Origin of the sequence: Pseudomonas putida (assembly GCA_029953615.1) — a bacterium.
Lineage (GTDB): Bacteria > Pseudomonadota > Gammaproteobacteria > Pseudomonadales > Pseudomonadaceae > Aquipseudomonas.
This window is the reverse complement of sequence record CP124529.1, coordinates 3,739,180-3,753,347: the sequence shown is the minus strand read 5'-3', so window position 1 is coordinate 3,753,347 and position 14,168 is coordinate 3,739,180. Positions and strand designations below refer to the sequence as shown.

Below are 14,168 nucleotides of genomic sequence, written 5' to 3'. Positions count from 1 at the left end.
AAGGATCAGTGCGAAACAGCCCCCGATGCCCCCAGGCCAGTCTGCGAACGCACGAACTGCGGGAAGAACAGCGCCCGCTCGTCTTCAGCAGCCTTGGACTTGTCGGTGACCGAGAAGAACCAGATGCTGACGAAGGCAATGGCCATGGAGAACAGTGCCGGGTACTCGTACGGGTAGATCGGCTTCTCGTGACCGAGGATCTGTACCCAGATGGTCGGGCCGAGGATCATCAGCGTCACCGCGCTCACCAGGCCCAGCCAGCCGCCGATCATGGCGCCGCGGGTGGTCAGCTTCTTCCAGTACATCGAAAGCAGCAGTACCGGGAAGTTGCAGCTGGCGGCGATGGAGAACGCCAGGCCGACCATGAAGGCGATGTTTTGCTTCTCGAACAGGATGCCCAGGCCGATCGCCAGTACGCCCAGGGCGACGGTGGTGATCTTCGACACGCGGATCTCGTCCTTGTCGTTGGCCTTGCCCTTGCGCCATACACTGGCGTACAGGTCATGGGACACCGCCGAGGCACCGGCCAGGGTCAGGCCGGCAACCACCGCCAGGATGGTGGCGAAGGCAACAGCCGAGATGAAGCCGAGGAACACACTGCCACCCACGGCATTGGCAAGGTGCACCGCCGCCATGTTGTTACCGCCCAGCAAGGCGCCAGCGGCGTCCTTGAAGTCCGGGTTGGTGCTGACCAGCAGGATGGCGCCAAAACCGATGATGAAGGTGAGGATGTAGAAGTAGCCGATGAAGCCGGTGGCGTACAGCACGCTCTTGCGCGCTTCCTTGGCATCACTGACGGTGAAGAAGCGCATCAGGATGTGCGGCAGGCCGGCGGTACCGAACATCAGCGCCAGGCCCAGCGAGAACGCCGAGATCGGGTCCTTGACCAGGCCACCCGGGCTCATGATCGCCTCGCCCTTGGCATGCACCTTGATCGCTTCGGAGAACAGGGTGTTGAAGTCGAAGCCTACGTGCTTCATCACCATCAGCGCCATGAAGCTGGCACCGGACAGCAACAGTACGGCCTTGATGATCTGTACCCAGGTGGTGGCCAGCATGCCGCCGAACAGTACGTACAGGCACATCAGGATACCGACCAGGATCACCGCCACATGGTAGTCCAGGCCGAACAGCAGCTCGATCAGCTTGCCGGCACCGACCATCTGGGCGATCAGGTAGAAGGCCACAACCACCAGCGAGCCGGAGGCCGACAGGGTGCGGATCTCCTTCTGCCCGAGGCGGTACGAGGCCACGTCGGCGAAGGTGTATTTGCCCAGGTTGCGCAAGCGTTCGGCGATCAGGAAGAGGATGATCGGCCAGCCGACCAGGAAGCCGATCGAGTAGATCAGGCCGTCGTAGCCGGAGGTGAACACGAGCGCGGAAATACCCAGGAACGAGGCAGCCGACATGTAGTCACCGGCAATCGCCAGGCCGTTCTGGAAGCCGGTGATCTTGCCACCGGCGGCGTAGTAGTCCGACGCCGACTTGTTGCGCTTGGAGGCCCAGTAGGTGATGCCGAGGGTGAAGGCGACGAAGGCCACGAACATGGCGATCGCGGAAACGTTCAGCGGTTGCTTCTGCACCTCGCCGGTCAGGGCATCGGCGGCCCACACGGCGGGTGCGAAGGCTCCGCAGGCCAGTACGGCCAGGGCTTTGGCGTGGCGAATCATTGTTGCGCCTCCTTCAGGATGGCCTTGTTCAGCTCATCGAATTCGCCGTTTGCGCGGCGTACGTAGATGGCGGTCAGGACGAATGCCGAGACGATCAGGCCGACGCCCAGGGGAATGCCCCAGGTAATCGATGACCCAGGGCTGAGCTTGGCGCCCAGAATCTGAGGACCGTAGGCGATCAGGAGGATGAATGCGCAGTACAGGCCGAGCATGATCGCCGAGAGAATCCAGGCGAACCGTTCGCGTTTGGTGACCAGCTCCTTGAAGCGGGGGCTGTTTTGTATCGAGAGGTAAATGCTGTCGTTCATTGTTTTTGTCCTAGCAGCACAGATAGGGGTGGAACCCACGACCCTTACTTTATGCGGCTATCAGACGCCAACCAGACGACCTTAGTCTTAGATGCAACAGTGTTTTACCCGTTGCGTAACAAAGTGAAGGCCCATTCGCGGGCACGCTGTTCTGGTCAAGTTTTTCCGGACACCGATTACGGTGATCAAGCCGCCTGCTGCTCCATGGCTATTGGCGACAGATAGTTGTTGTAGCTGTGGAGCCGGATTCGGTTGTATCGCATGAAGAAGCTGGTCATATCCTGCCTGGCTTCTTCAATTTCCTGGTAGCCCTTGGGCGGAACCCACTCTGACTTAAGCGTCCCAAAGAAACGCTCTGTTGGCGCGTTGTCCCAGCATTGCCCCCTGCGGCTCATGCTCTGCGTTATCCCATGCTCAAGCAGCTCGGATTGGAAGCGCTGGCTGGTGTATTGGCAGCCTTGATCCGAATGAAACATCAAGCCTGGCTGCTTGCCCCGAACCCCTACCGCCATCCTCAATGCCTTACTAACCAGGTTGGCATCGTTGATCAGGGAAAACGCCCAACCAACGATCCGACGGGCGAACAAATCAATTACTACCTGCCAGGTGATACCAACGTTTCCCGACCATCAAACTGGTCACATCACCGCACCAGACTTGGTTGATCGCAGTAGGCTCGAAGTTACGTTCGAGCAGGTTCTTAGCCACGAATGCCTCGACTCCTCTGGAGCGATACTGATGCCGACGGCGCTGTCTGCTGGCCAGATTTGCTTCCTGCATGAGTCTTCCGGCCAGATACCGACCTACCTTCAGTTGCTGGGCTTTCAAGTGCTCAGAGAGCATCCTTGCGCCTGCGCTTCCACGGCTTTCAGCGTGCAATTGCACGACCTTTTCCCTGAGCGCGTCACGCTTGGTATTAGGCGCTGAACGGCGGTGAAGCCAGTCATAAAATGCGCTACGGGATACATTCAGCACACGGCAAAGCAGGCTGGTCGGATACGCACCAGACTCTCTCAGCTCCTCGATCAGGAAAAACGATCGGGATCCGACATCAAGAGAGCTGTAGCCTTTTTTAAGATTTCAGCCTCGGCCTCCAGGCGCTTGATCTTGGCCCGCAGTTGTTGGAGTTCTCGCTGTTCGTCGCTGATCGCCTTGGTACCGGCTACTGGCTGGCCTTTTTGACGCTCTTTGCGCACCTGATCAACCCACCGGCGCAGAGCCGTAGGGCCGACGTCCATTGAGGCGCAGACGTCGGGAATCGAGCAGTTGTCATCAAGAACCATGCTTGCAGCACGTTGCTTGAACTCGCGGGTGTAGGTCTTTCGTTCTTGCATGGAAACCTCCGGATTGGGCGAATCATATCGCCCTTAAGAGGTGTCCGGGGTCATTAGGCCAGTTCACGCCCGCTCCCACAGGATTTTCGCTGCCCTTGAAGTCGGTGCAGTTCCTGTGGGAGCGGGCGCGCCCGCGAAGCAGCAAAATTGGACGTAACTGGTTGTTACTTGCCGGTCCACTCCTTCACGCGCTCAGGATGCTTGGCCACCCAGTCCTTGGCCGCCGCTTCAGGCTTGGCACCTTCCTGAATCGCCAGCATCACCTCGCCAATCTCGTCCTTCGACTGCCAGTTGAACTTCTTCAGGAACTCCGCCACTTCCGGCGCCTTGGTCGCCAGTTCCTTGCTACCGATGCTGTTCACGGTTTCCGCGGCGCCATACACGCCTTTCGGGTCTTCGAGGAACTTCAGCTTCCACTTGGCGAACATCCAGTGCGGCACCCAGCCGGTCACCGCGATCGACTGCTGCTTGTTATAGGCACGGCCCAGTTCTGCCGTCATCGCCGCACCGGAGCTGGCTTGCAGCTTGTAACCGGTCAGGTCGTAGTCCTTGATGGCCTGCTCGGTTTTCAGCATCACGCCGGAGCCGGCGTCGATGCCGACGATCTTCTGCTTGAAGGTGTCATCGGTCTTGAGGTCGGCGATGCTCACCGCCTTGACGTACTCGGGGACGATCAGGCCGATCTTGGCGTCCTTGAAGTTCGGGCCGTAGTCGACCACGTTGTCCTTGTTCTTGGCCCAGTACTCGCCATGGGTCACCGGCAGCCAGGCCGACAACATGGCATCGAGCTTGCCGGTTGCCACGCCCTGCCACATGATCCCGGTGGCGACGGCCTGCAACTTCACGTCGTAACCGAGTTTCTGCTTGATCACTTCGGCGGCCACGTTGGTGGTCGCCACGCTATCAGCCCAACCATCCACGTAACCAATGCTGACTTCTTTGGCCATTGCCTGTGCCGCACTCATGGCCAGTACCATGGCGGTGCCCACACCCAGGAAACGTCGCATTTTTGTAATAGCAGCCATCAAAGCATCCCCTCGTCAGGTCTCGGAATTTGCATCATCGTCCTGCAACGATAGTCGACCTGCTCCAGCTACGACCTGTATGCGCCCCATATGCGACAGCACTATGCCATTAGCGCCATCGCCCTGCGCCGACCTGCGCGATCCTTGCATGCCAAAGGTTTGGCGCCGGGCTACTATCTATCCTTTTGCGCCTGACGATGGACCGCCCGATGCCCAGTTCTGCCCGCCTGCTGCTACCGTTGTACCTGCTTGCCTGCCTGCTTGCCCTGCTCGGGCTCGGAGGGCTCTGGTACGGGCTTGGCAAGCCGGTGCAGCTGCCGGACGCGGCCAGCCCGACGCACAAGCTGCAATGCGCTTCGTATACCCCGTTCGACAAGGACCAGTCGCCCTACGACCAGCCGTTCCGCCTGCGCCCGGCACGCATGGATGCCGATCTGGCCTTGCTGGCTGCGCGTTTCCAGTGCATTCGCACCTACTCCATGACCGGTCTCGAGGCGATCCCGGCGCTGGCGCGCAAGCATGGCCTGAAGGTGATGCTCGGCGCCTGGGTCAACGCCCACCCGGCCGACACCGACCGGGAGATCGACCTGCTGATCGCCGCCGCCAACGCCAACCCAGACGTGGTCAGTGCGGTGATCGTTGGCAACGAGACGTTGCTGCGCAAGGAGATGACCGGCGCGCACCTGGCCACGCTGATCGCCCGGGTGAAAAGCCAGGTCAAGGTGCCGGTGACCTACGCCGATGTGTGGGAATTCTGGTTGCAGCACCCGCAGGTGGCGCCTGCGGTGGACTTCCTGACCATTCACCTGCTGCCCTACTGGGAAGACGACCCGCGCGGCATCGACGAGGCGCTGGCTCACGTTGCCGATGTGCGCCAGGTGTTCGGCACGCGCTTCGCGCCCAAGGACATCCTGATCGGAGAAACCGGCTGGCCCAGCGAAGGCCGCCAGCGCGAGACCGCCACGCCCAGCCGGGTCAACGAGGCGCGTTTCATTCGTGGCTTTGTCACCCTGGCCGAGCACAACGGCTGGCGCTACAACCTGATCGAGGCGTTCGATCAGCCATGGAAGCGCGCCAACGAGGGGGCGGTCGGCGGTTACTGGGGGCTTTACGATGCCGACCGGCAGGACAAGGGCGTTCTTGAAGGGCCGGTAAGCAACCTGCCTGACTGGCTGCAGTGGCTGCTGGCCAGTGCCGTGCTGATGCTACTGATGCTGATGCTTGCCGGGCGCCCCGCCACCCCGACAACGGCCATATGGTTGCCGTTGCTGGCGGCGTTTGGCGCCGGTTGCCTGGGGCTTTGGGGCGAGCTGATGCGCACCCACGCACGCTTTGCCGGCGAGTGGCTGTGGGCGCTGCTGCTGGCGGGTTTGAACCTGCTGGTGCTGGCCCATGCCGTACTGGCCCTGGCGCGGCGCACGGGCTGGCGCGAGCGGCTGTTCGCCTGGCTGCAGGCGCGAGCCGGCTGGCTGTTGCTGGCGGCGGGTTTTGCCGCAGCGGTGAGCATGCTGGCGATGGTGTTCGACCCACGCTATCGCAGCTTCCCCAGCGCAGCACTGGCGTTGCCGGCGCTGGTGTTCGCACTGTGGCCGGTGCGGGCGCGACGGGCGGAGGTGGCGCTGCTGGCGTTCATCGTCGGTGCCGGGGTGGCGCCGCAGTTGTTTGTGGAGGGTTTGGAGAACCAACAGGCCTGGGGGTGGGCAGTAGTCAGTGTGCTGATGACCGCGGCCTTGTGGCGGAGCTTGCGCCTGCGACCGGCTTGATGTCCCCGGGGCCGCTACGCGCCCCATCGCCGGCAAGCCAGCTCCCACACCGACCGCATCAGCTCCGAGTTTTGGGCAGTACCTGTGGGGGCCAATGTCTTTGCTCAAGTTCTGAAAGGCAGCGCGGTCAATGTGGGAGCTGGCTTGCCGGCGATGGGGCGCGCAGCGGCCCCTGCCAGCTTCACTGCGGTTGCCTGACCAGCCGCAACCCCGCCAGCACCAGCGCGAACACGGCAATGCTGGCGGTATACAGCACCAGCGCCGGCACCGCGAACACCAGTGCCACCACCGCCAGCCACCAGCCGCTGCGGCCGGCAACTACCTGCGCCAGCAGTGCCAGCCCGAGCCCGCCCCAGGCCAGCACCTGATGATGAATGCCCAGCCCCAGCAACGAGCGCACCTCACATTGCCAGTACGCAGCCGGCACCGTGCACAGCCCCACCCACTGCCCATCCTCCATCAGCCCGTAGCGCACGCCATAACTGGCAGCAAGCCAAAGCCCCAGGAACAGCACAAGCAGTGCAGCCGGCAGCGAACGAGACATCCGGTTCTCCAATAGCGGTAATCGAAAGCATCCATGATCGCTTATGCCCGGTTGTAAGGCAAAATCACAACCCTGCAGCTATGTTGCAGATAACAAGCACACCAAAGACCACCGCACCTGGCAACTTTGCCCGGCCCGCTGTGGTCCTAGCTGCACACGGCTCGACCTTGCGTTCTTTTGGGGGATTACATGCTTCGATCTTTGCGCCTCGCTGCCTTGCTCGGCAGCCTGCTCATGGCTGTGGCCGCTTCGGCGCGGGATATCGACGCCGCAAGCTATGGCTACCCCTTGACCAACCCGTTCGAGGCCACCATCGCCACCACGCCGCCGGAGCAGCGCCCCACCTTGCCGGACGACGACGAAATCAGTCAGTCCGACTACAGCCTCAACCTGCGCCCGGACCGTGAGTTCACCTTGCCCGACAACTTCTGGGCAGTGAAAAAACTCAAGTACCGCCTGGCCCGCCAGGACCACGAGGCACCGCTGATCTTCATCATCGCCGGTACCGGTGCGCCCTATACCAGCAGCATTAATGAATACCTGAAAAAGCTGTTCTACCAGGCCGGCTTCCACGTGGTGCAGCTGTCCTCGCCCACCAGCTACGACTTCATGAGCGCCGCCTCGCGCTTCGCCACCCCAGGCGTCAGCCAGGAGGATGCCGAAGACATGTACCGGGTGATGCAGGCCGTGCGCGCCCAGCACCCGCGCCTGCCGATCAGCGAGTTCTACCTCACTGGCTACAGCCTGGGCGCACTCGACGCGGCGTTCGTCAGCCACCTGGACGAAACCCGCCGCAGCTTCAACTTCAAGCGCGTGCTGCTGCTGAACCCACCGGTCAACCTGTACACCTCTATCAACAACCTCGACAAGCTGGTGCAGACCCAGGTCAAGGGCATCGACCGCAGCACCACCTTCTACGAGCTGATGCTGGCCAAGCTGACCCGCTACTTCCAGGAAAAGGGCTACATCGACCTCAATGAAGCGCTGCTGTACGACTTCCAGCAGTCGCGCCAGCACCTGTCCAACGAGCAGATGGCCATGCTGATCGGCACCTCGTTCCGCTTCTCGGCGGCCGATATCGCCTTCACCTCCGACCTGATCAACCGCCGCGGCCTGATCATTCCGCCGAAGTTCCCGATCACCGAGGGCAGCAGCCTCACGCCGTTCTTCAAGCGTGCCCTGCAGTGCGATTTCGACTGCTACATGACCGAACAGGTCATCCCGATGTGGCGCGCCCGCACCGACGGCAACAGCATCCTGCAACTGGTCAACCAGGTCAGCCTGTATGCGCTGGAAGACTACCTCAGCCGCAGCGACAAGATCGCCGTGATGCACAACGCCGATGACGTCATCCTCGGCCCCGGCGACATCGGATTCCTGCGCAAGGTGTTTGGGGAGCGCCTGACGCTCTACCCTCACGGCGGCCATTGCGGCAACCTCAATTACCGCGTCAACAGTGACGCCATGCTGGAGTTCTTCCGTGGTTAACAAACTCCTCTTCGCCACTGCATTGTTCGCCGCCGGCCAGGCCCTGGCCGCCGAAACCGCCCCCCGGGCCAGCGTGATCGAGGCCGACCCGCAAGTCACCGAAGCGCCACTGGCACCCGAGGCGGATGGTTTCGTCGACCCGCTGCGCGAACTGAAATTCAACCCGGGGCTCGACCAACGCGAGTTCGAGCGCTCTACCCTGCAGGCGCTGAACGTGTACGACCCGCTGGAATCGATCAACCGGCGCGTCTATCACTTCAACTACCGCCTGGACCAATGGGTGCTGCTGCCGCTGGTAAGCGGCTACCAGTACGTCACCCCGCGCTTCGTGCGCACAGGGGTAACCAACTTCTTCAACAACCTGGGCGACGTGCCGAACCTGTTCAACAGCGTGTTGCAGTTGAAGGCCAAGCGCTCGGCGGAGATCACCGCGCGGCTGATGTTCAATACCATCATCGGCGTGGGCGGGCTGTGGGACCCGGCGACCATGATGGGCCTGCCGCGGCAAAGTGAAGACTTCGGCCAGACCTTGGGCTTCTATGGCGTACCGGACGGACCATACCTGATGCTGCCGGTGCTGGGGCCGTCGAACCTGCGCGATACCACCGGGCTGGTGGTGGACTATGCAGGCGAACAGGCGATCAACTACCTGAACGTGGCCGAAGCCAGCAGCGACCACCCGGAAATCTCCGTGTTGCGTGTGGTGGACAAGCGCTACAGCACCAAATTCCGCTATGGCCAGCTCAACTCGCCGTTCGAGTACGAGAAGGTGCGGTATGTGTATACCCAGGCGCGCAAACTGCAAATAGCCGAGTAAACCTGTTCCGGCCTATTCGCGGGCTTGCCCGCTCCCACTGGTCCTGTGATGACCCTGTTGGAGCGTGCGTGCCCGCGAAAGGGCCGGCACAGGCAACCTCAAATCCCCAGGAACTGGCACAGCTCGCGTTTCTTGGCCAAGGCGTCCTTTCGCCCCAGTTCAATCAGCTCGCTGCAATAACTGGCCTCGAACAGCAAATAGCTCAACACCCCCGCCCCGCTGGTACGCGTCGCCCCCGGCCCGCGCAGGAACACACGCAACGCCGTCGGCAACTCGCGCCGGTGCCGCGCGGCAATCTCGTCCAGCGGCTGGCTGGGCGCTACCACCAACACGTCGATTGGCGCCAGGCCCAGGCGCCGGGCATCCAGGTGCGCCGGCAACAGGTGGCTCAGGTGGTTCAGGCGTTGCAGCAGCTCGATGTCGTCTTCCAGGCTGTCAATGAAGGTGCTGTTGAGCATGTGCCCGCCGATCTGCGCCAGGCTCGGCTGCTGCCCGCTGAACACCCGCTGGGGCGGCAACGGTGGCGCCGGCCGCTGCGGGTTGCCGCTGACCCCGACCACCAGTACCCGGCTGGCGCCCAGGTGCAGGGCCGGGCTGATCGGCGCCGACTGGCGTACCGCGCCATCGCCGAAATATTCGTCGCCCAGCCGCACCGGGGCGAACAGCAGCGGGATGGCCGCGCTGGCCAGCAAATGGTCTATGGTCAACGACGTGGGCATGCCGATGCGGCGGTGGCGCAACCAGGCCTCGATGGTGCCGCGCCCCTGGTAGAAGGTCACCGCCTGGCCGGACTCGTAGCCAAAGGCGGTCACCGCGACGGCGCGCAGTTGTTCGGCGGCCAGGGAGTGGCCGATACCCTCCAGGTTCAGGTGCGCCTGCAGCAAGCCGCGCAACGGGCTGCTGTCCAGCAGTGCCACTGGCGCCGGGCCACCCACGCCCAGCAGGTTATGGGCGACAAAGCGGCTAGCCTGGCGGACCACACCGGGCCAGTCGCTGCGAATGACCAGATGGCTGCGGAAGTTCTGCCAGAAGGCGGTGAGCCGCTGTACGGCATCGCTGAAATGGGTGGCGCCGCTGGCCAGGGTGACGGCGTTGATGGCGCCGGCGGAGGTGCCGACAATGACCGGGAACGGGTTATGCGCCCCTGCGGGCAGCAGCTCGGCAATGCCGGCCAGCACACCGACCTGATAGGCGGCACGGGCGCCGCCGCCAGAAAGGATAAGACCGGTTACCGGGGGTGGGGCCATGGGTTCCTTCCTGGATCAGCTGTTTTCATGCCCGGCCTCTTCGCGGGCTCGCCCGCTCCCACAGGATCATCACAGGACTCGGGGCCCGCGCAGTACCTGTGGGAGCGGGCAAGCCCGCGAAGAGGCCGGCACTGGTAACACAAAAAATCAGCGCTTCTTCTTGTCGTACAGCCGCGGCGCCCCTTCGGGCCGTGACTTGAACCGGCGATGCGCCCACAGGTACTGCTCGGGGCATTCGCGCAACACGCTTTCCACCCACTGGTTGATGCGCAGGCAGTCAGCCTCTTCGCTCTCCCCAGGGAAGTCCGCCAACGGCGGGTGGATCACCAGACGATAGCCGCTGCCATCCTCCAGGCGCTTCTGGGTGAACGGAATCACCTGCGCCTTGCCCAAGCGGGCAAACTTGGTGGTGGCCGTCACCGTCGCCGCCGGGATGCCGAACAGCGGCACGAACAGGCTCTGCTTGGCGCCGTAGTCCTGGTCGGGGGCGTACCAGATCGCCCGGCCCGAACGCAGCAGCTTGAGCATGCCGCGCACATCCTCGCGCTCCACCGCCAGCGAGTCGAGGTTATGCCGCTCGCGGCCGCTGCGCTGGATGAAGTCGAACAACGGGTTGCCGTGCTCGCGGTACATGCCGTCGATGGTGTGCTGCTGCCCCAGCAGCGCGGCGCCAATTTCCAGGGTGGTGAAGTGCACCGCCATCAGGATGGCCCCCTGCCCGGCCTGCTGGGCGGCCTGCAAGTGCTCCAGCCCCTCGACATGGGCCAGGCGCGCCAGCCGGGCCTTGGGCCACCACCAGCTCATGGCCATTTCAAAGAAAGCAATACCGGTGGAGGCGAAATTGGCCTTGAGCAGGCGCTGCCGTTCGTCGACCGACAGCTCCGGGAAGCACAGCTCCAGGTTGCGCGCGGCAATGCGCCGCCGCTCACCGGCAAAGCGGTACATCACCGCTCCCAGCGCGGCACCGACCTTCAACAGAACCCGGTACGGCAACTGGACCACCAGCCACAGCAGGCCCAGGCCCAGCCACAGGCCCCAGAAACGTGGGTGAAGGAAATAGGGACGAAAACGCGGGCGTTCCATTGATGCTTCCGGAAAGACAAAGGCCGCGCATTCTACAACGGATCAGCGCATGTTGCGGGCAACCGGTCTTATCGTTATAAGTCAGGGCACTTTTTTCGCAACAAGCCGTCTATGCAGACCATGAGCCCAAACCACACACCCGACACCGCCTCCGTGTTCCAGCTCAAGGGCAGCATGCTCGCCATTACCGTGCTGGAACTGGCGCGCAATGACCTTGAGGCCCTCGACCGCCAACTGGCGGCCAAAGTCGCCCAGGCACCGAACTTCTTCAGCAACACGCCGCTGGTGCTGGCGCTGGACAAGCTGCCGGCCGGCGAGGGCGCAATCGACCTGCCGGGCTTGATGCGGATCTGCCGCCACCACGGCCTGCGTACCTTGGCGATCCGCGCCAACCGCATCGAGGACATCGCCGCCGCCATCGCCATCGACCTGCCGGTGCTGCCGCCATCCGGCGCCCGCGAACGGCCGCTGGAGCCCGAGCCGGAGGTGAAGAAACCCGAGCCGGCTCCGGTCCCGCCACCGATTCTTGAACCCGAGGTGCGCCCAACCCGCATCATCACTTCGCCAGTACGTGGCGGCCAGCAGATCTACGCCCAGGGCGGCGACCTGGTCGTGACCGGTTCGGTCAGCCCGGGCGCGGAACTTCTGGCCGATGGCAACATCCATGTGTACGGCGCCATGCGCGGCCGCGCCCTGGCCGGCATCAAAGGCAATACCAAGGCACGTATCTTCTGCCAGCAGATGACCGCCGAAATGGTCTCCATCGCCGGCCAGTACAAGGTCTGCGAAGACCTGCGCCGCGACCCGCTGTGGGGCACCGGCGTGCAAGTCAGCCTGTCTGGCGACGTGTTGAACATCACCCGTCTTTAACGGATACTTGCCAGCATTTTTAGTGCAACTTTTCTTGACGTTGCCATTTGTTTGTATTTTTGCAGGGACTTGTGTCCCGATTATTTTAGGGGTGAAACACCTTGGCCAAGATTATCGTGGTTACTTCCGGCAAGGGGGGTGTGGGCAAGACCACCACCAGCGCCGCCATTGGTACCGGCCTCGCACATGCGTGGCCACAAGACCGTCATCGTCGACTTCGACGTGGGCCTGCGTAACCTCGACCTGATCATGGGCTGCGAACGCCGTGTGGTGTACGACTTCGTCAACGTGGTAAACGGCGAAGCCAACCTGCAACAGGCCCTGATCAAGGACAAGCGCCTCGAGAACCTGTACGTGCTGGCCGCCAGCCAGACCCGTGACAAGGACGCGCTGACCCAGGAAGGCGTGGAAAAAGTGCTGATGGAGCTGAAGAAAGACTTCGACTTCGTCATCTGCGACTCGCCGGCCGGTATCGAGAAAGGCGCACACCTGGCCATGTACTTCGCCGACGAAGCCGTCGTGGTGACCAACCCCGAGGTTTCCTCGGTACGTGACTCCGACCGCATGCTGGGCATCCTGTCGAGCAAGTCGCGCCGCTCGGAGAACGGCGAAGAACCGATCAAGGAGCACCTGCTGATCACCCGCTACCACCCGGAGCGCGTGGAAAAGGGCGAAATGCTGAGCATCGCCGACGTCGAAGAGATCCTGGCGATCAAGCTCAAGGGTGTGATCCCCGAAAGCCAGGCAGTGCTCAAGGCTTCCAACCAGGGTATCCCGGTCATCCTCGACGACCAGAGCGACGCCGGCCAGGCCTATAGCGATACCGTCGACCGTCTGCTGGGCAAAGAAAAGCCCCTTCGGTTCATCGAAGTGCCGAAGCAAGGATTCTTCGCGCGCCTGTTTGGAGGCAAGTAAACCATGAACCTTTTTGACTTCTTTCGTGGCAGACAGAAACAGACCAGCGCGTCGGTAGCGAAAGAGCGTCTACAGATCATCGTGGCGCACGAGCGCGGCCAACGCAGCGAACCGGACTACCTGCCCGCACTGCAGAAAGAACTGCTTGAAGTGATCCGCAAGTATGTGAACATCGGCAACGATGACGTGCATATCGAGCTGGAAAACCAGGGTAGCTGCTCGATTCTGGAGCTGAACATCACCTTGCCGGATCGCTGATTTCGCGACCAGGCCTGAATCATTGGGGCTGCTTTGCAGCCCATCGCCGGCAAGCCAGCTCCCACAGGGTCCGCGCTATACCTGTGGGAGCTGGCTTGCCGGCGATGGGCCGCAAAGCGGCCCCAGTGTTTTCCCCGATATAACCGAGACCAAGCAATGCCGCTGTCCAATATCCAGATCCTGCACGAAGACGCCGCCATCCTGGTGATCAACAAACCGACCCTGTTGCTGTCGGTACCCGGCCGCGCCGAGGACAACAAGGACTGCCTGATCACCCGCCTGCAGGAAAACGGCTACCCCGACGCGTTGATCGTGCACCGCCTGGACTGGGAAACTTCCGGCATCATCCTGCTGGCCCGGGATGCCGACAGCCACCGCGAGCTGTCACGCCAGTTCCATGACCGCGAAACCGAAAAGGCCTACACCGCGCTGTGCTGGGGCCAGCCGACACTGGACAGCGGCAGCATCGACCTGCCGCTGCGCTACGACCCGCCAACCAAGCCACGGCATGTGGGTGGACCACGAGCAGGGCAAGCATGCGTTGACCTTCTGGCGTATCGTCGAGCGCTGCGGTGACTACTGCCGGGTAGAGCTGACACCGATTACCGGGCGTTCGCACCAGTTGCGCGTGCACATGCTGTCGATCGGCCACCCGCTGCTGGGCGACCGGCTGTATGCCAACCCCGAGGCACTGGCGGCCCATGAGCGGCTGTGCCTGCATGCGTCGATGCTGAGCTTTACCCACCCGATGACCGGGGAGCGATTGAAGTTCGAGTGCCCTGCTCCTTTCTGAGGGCCGCGAAGAGGCAGACACAATTTGTCGACCCAATACGCTAAACTCGCGCC

14 protein-coding genes and 2 pseudogenes are annotated in these 14,168 nt (G+C 62.7%); 7 read left to right on the top strand and 9 right to left on the bottom strand.

The window, feature by feature from the left end:
* Nucleotides 1-5: 5 nt before the first annotated feature.
* The 6 genes from QIY50_17270 to QIY50_17245 all read right to left on the bottom strand — a co-directional run bounded on the left by QIY50_17270 (nucleotide 6) and on the right by QIY50_17245 (nucleotide 4,337).
* Nucleotides 6-1,670, bottom strand: a complete 1,665-nt coding sequence (locus QIY50_17270; GenBank protein WGV19155.1) for a cation acetate symporter — start codon at nucleotides 1,668-1,670, stop codon at nucleotides 6-8.
* Complete coding sequence (locus tag QIY50_17265) at nucleotides 1,667-1,978, bottom strand: DUF485 domain-containing protein (GenBank protein WGV19154.1); 312 nt, start codon at nucleotides 1,976-1,978, stop codon at nucleotides 1,667-1,669. The genes QIY50_17270 and QIY50_17265 overlap by 4 nt, the downstream gene beginning before the upstream one ends.
* Nucleotides 1,979-2,163: 185 nt before the next feature.
* Entirely contained in the window at nucleotides 2,164-2,565 is a 402-nt protein-coding gene (locus tag QIY50_17260; protein WGV19153.1) for an IS3 family transposase, read from the bottom strand.
* Between the two features lies 1 nt (nucleotide 2,566).
* Complete coding sequence (locus tag QIY50_17255) at nucleotides 2,567-2,863, bottom strand: IS3 family transposase (GenBank protein ID WGV19152.1); 297 nt, start codon at nucleotides 2,861-2,863, stop codon at nucleotides 2,567-2,569.
* A 140-nt stretch (nucleotides 2,864-3,003) separates the two neighbouring features.
* Complete coding sequence (locus QIY50_17250) at nucleotides 3,004-3,312, bottom strand: transposase (GenBank protein ID WGV19151.1); 309 nt, start codon at nucleotides 3,310-3,312, stop codon at nucleotides 3,004-3,006.
* Nucleotides 3,313-3,476: 164 nt separating this feature from the next.
* Nucleotides 3,477-4,337: a glycine betaine ABC transporter substrate-binding protein gene (locus QIY50_17245; GenBank protein ID WGV19150.1), complete on the bottom strand. Its 861-nt coding sequence runs from the start codon at nucleotides 4,335-4,337 to the stop codon at nucleotides 3,477-3,479.
* 197 nt (nucleotides 4,338-4,534) lie between these two features.
* Between QIY50_17245 and QIY50_17240 the strand changes: the two genes are divergently transcribed.
* On the top strand, nucleotides 4,535-6,100 hold the full coding sequence (locus tag QIY50_17240; protein ID WGV19149.1) for a beta (1-6) glucans synthase: 1,566 nt from the start codon (nucleotides 4,535-4,537) through the stop codon (nucleotides 6,098-6,100).
* 181 nt (nucleotides 6,101-6,281) lie between these two features.
* On the opposite strand, the gene QIY50_17235 is transcribed toward QIY50_17240, so the two are convergent.
* Entirely contained in the window at nucleotides 6,282-6,644 is a 363-nt protein-coding gene (locus QIY50_17235; GenBank protein ID WGV19148.1) for a hypothetical protein, read from the bottom strand.
* Nucleotides 6,645-6,833: 189 nt separating this feature from the next.
* On the opposite strand from QIY50_17235, the gene QIY50_17230 reads away from it, so the two are divergent.
* Nucleotides 6,834-8,132: a serine/threonine protein kinase gene (locus QIY50_17230; protein WGV19147.1), complete on the top strand. Its 1,299-nt coding sequence runs from the start codon at nucleotides 6,834-6,836 to the stop codon at nucleotides 8,130-8,132.
* A complete protein-coding gene (locus QIY50_17225) occupies nucleotides 8,125-8,949 on the top strand; it encodes a VacJ family lipoprotein (GenBank protein ID WGV19146.1) in 825 nt (274 codons plus the stop codon). The genes QIY50_17230 and QIY50_17225 overlap by 8 nt, the downstream gene beginning before the upstream one ends.
* 98 nt (nucleotides 8,950-9,047) lie before the next feature.
* On the opposite strand, the gene QIY50_17220 is transcribed toward QIY50_17225, so the two are convergent.
* Entirely contained in the window at nucleotides 9,048-10,196 is a 1,149-nt protein-coding gene (locus QIY50_17220) for a patatin-like phospholipase family protein (protein WGV19145.1), read from the bottom strand.
* A gap of 147 nt (nucleotides 10,197-10,343) precedes the next feature.
* Nucleotides 10,344-11,279 (bottom strand): lipid A biosynthesis lauroyl acyltransferase, encoded by a 936-nt coding sequence (locus tag QIY50_17215; GenBank protein WGV19144.1) that lies wholly within the window; start codon nucleotides 11,277-11,279, stop codon nucleotides 10,344-10,346.
* A 111-nt stretch (nucleotides 11,280-11,390) separates the two neighbouring features.
* Between QIY50_17215 and minC the strand changes: the two genes are divergently transcribed.
* From minC to QIY50_17195, 4 genes and pseudogenes are all read left to right on the top strand, one after another.
* A complete protein-coding gene (minC, locus tag QIY50_17210) occupies nucleotides 11,391-12,149 on the top strand; it encodes a septum site-determining protein MinC (protein WGV19143.1) in 759 nt (252 codons plus the stop codon).
* A gap of 101 nt (nucleotides 12,150-12,250) precedes the next feature.
* Nucleotides 12,251-13,064, top strand: a pseudogene (gene minD / locus QIY50_17205) (septum site-determining protein MinD).
* Between the two features lie 3 nt (nucleotides 13,065-13,067).
* Nucleotides 13,068-13,322 carry a cell division topological specificity factor MinE gene (gene minE / locus QIY50_17200; GenBank protein WGV19142.1) on the top strand — a complete coding sequence of 85 codons (255 nt, stop codon included), beginning with the start codon at nucleotides 13,068-13,070 and terminating at the stop codon, nucleotides 13,320-13,322.
* Between the two features lie 156 nt (nucleotides 13,323-13,478).
* Nucleotides 13,479-14,115, top strand: a pseudogene (locus QIY50_17195) (RluA family pseudouridine synthase).
* Nucleotides 14,116-14,168: the final 53 nt, after the last annotated feature.

What these genes read in the sequence shown, in the direction of transcription:
- QIY50_17270 (WGV19155.1), bottom strand. Translation starts at nt 1,670, where the DNA reads ATGATTCGCCACGCCAAAGCCCTGGCCGTACTGGCCTGCGGAGCCTTC.
- QIY50_17265 (WGV19154.1), bottom strand. Translation starts at nt 1,978, where the DNA reads ATGAACGACAGCATTTACCTCTCGATACAAAACAGCCCCCGCTTCAAG.
- QIY50_17250 (WGV19151.1), bottom strand. Translation starts at nt 3,312, where the DNA reads ATGCAAGAACGAAAGACCTACACCCGCGAGTTCAAGCAACGTGCTGCA.
- QIY50_17245 (WGV19150.1), bottom strand. Translation starts at nt 4,337, where the DNA reads ATGGCTGCTATTACAAAAATGCGACGTTTCCTGGGTGTGGGCACCGCC.
- QIY50_17240 (WGV19149.1), top strand. Translation starts at nt 4,535, where the DNA reads ATGGACCGCCCGATGCCCAGTTCTGCCCGCCTGCTGCTACCGTTGTAC.
- QIY50_17235 (WGV19148.1), bottom strand. Translation starts at nt 6,644, where the DNA reads ATGTCTCGTTCGCTGCCGGCTGCACTGCTTGTGCTGTTCCTGGGGCTT.
- QIY50_17230 (WGV19147.1), top strand. Translation starts at nt 6,834, where the DNA reads ATGCTTCGATCTTTGCGCCTCGCTGCCTTGCTCGGCAGCCTGCTCATG.
- QIY50_17220 (WGV19145.1), bottom strand. Translation starts at nt 10,196, where the DNA reads ATGGCCCCACCCCCGGTAACCGGTCTTATCCTTTCTGGCGGCGGCGCC.
- QIY50_17215 (WGV19144.1), bottom strand. Translation starts at nt 11,279, where the DNA reads ATGGAACGCCCGCGTTTTCGTCCCTATTTCCTTCACCCACGTTTCTGG.
- minC (WGV19143.1), top strand. Translation starts at nt 11,391, where the DNA reads ATGCAGACCATGAGCCCAAACCACACACCCGACACCGCCTCCGTGTTC.
- minE (WGV19142.1), top strand. Translation starts at nt 13,068, where the DNA reads ATGAACCTTTTTGACTTCTTTCGTGGCAGACAGAAACAGACCAGCGCG.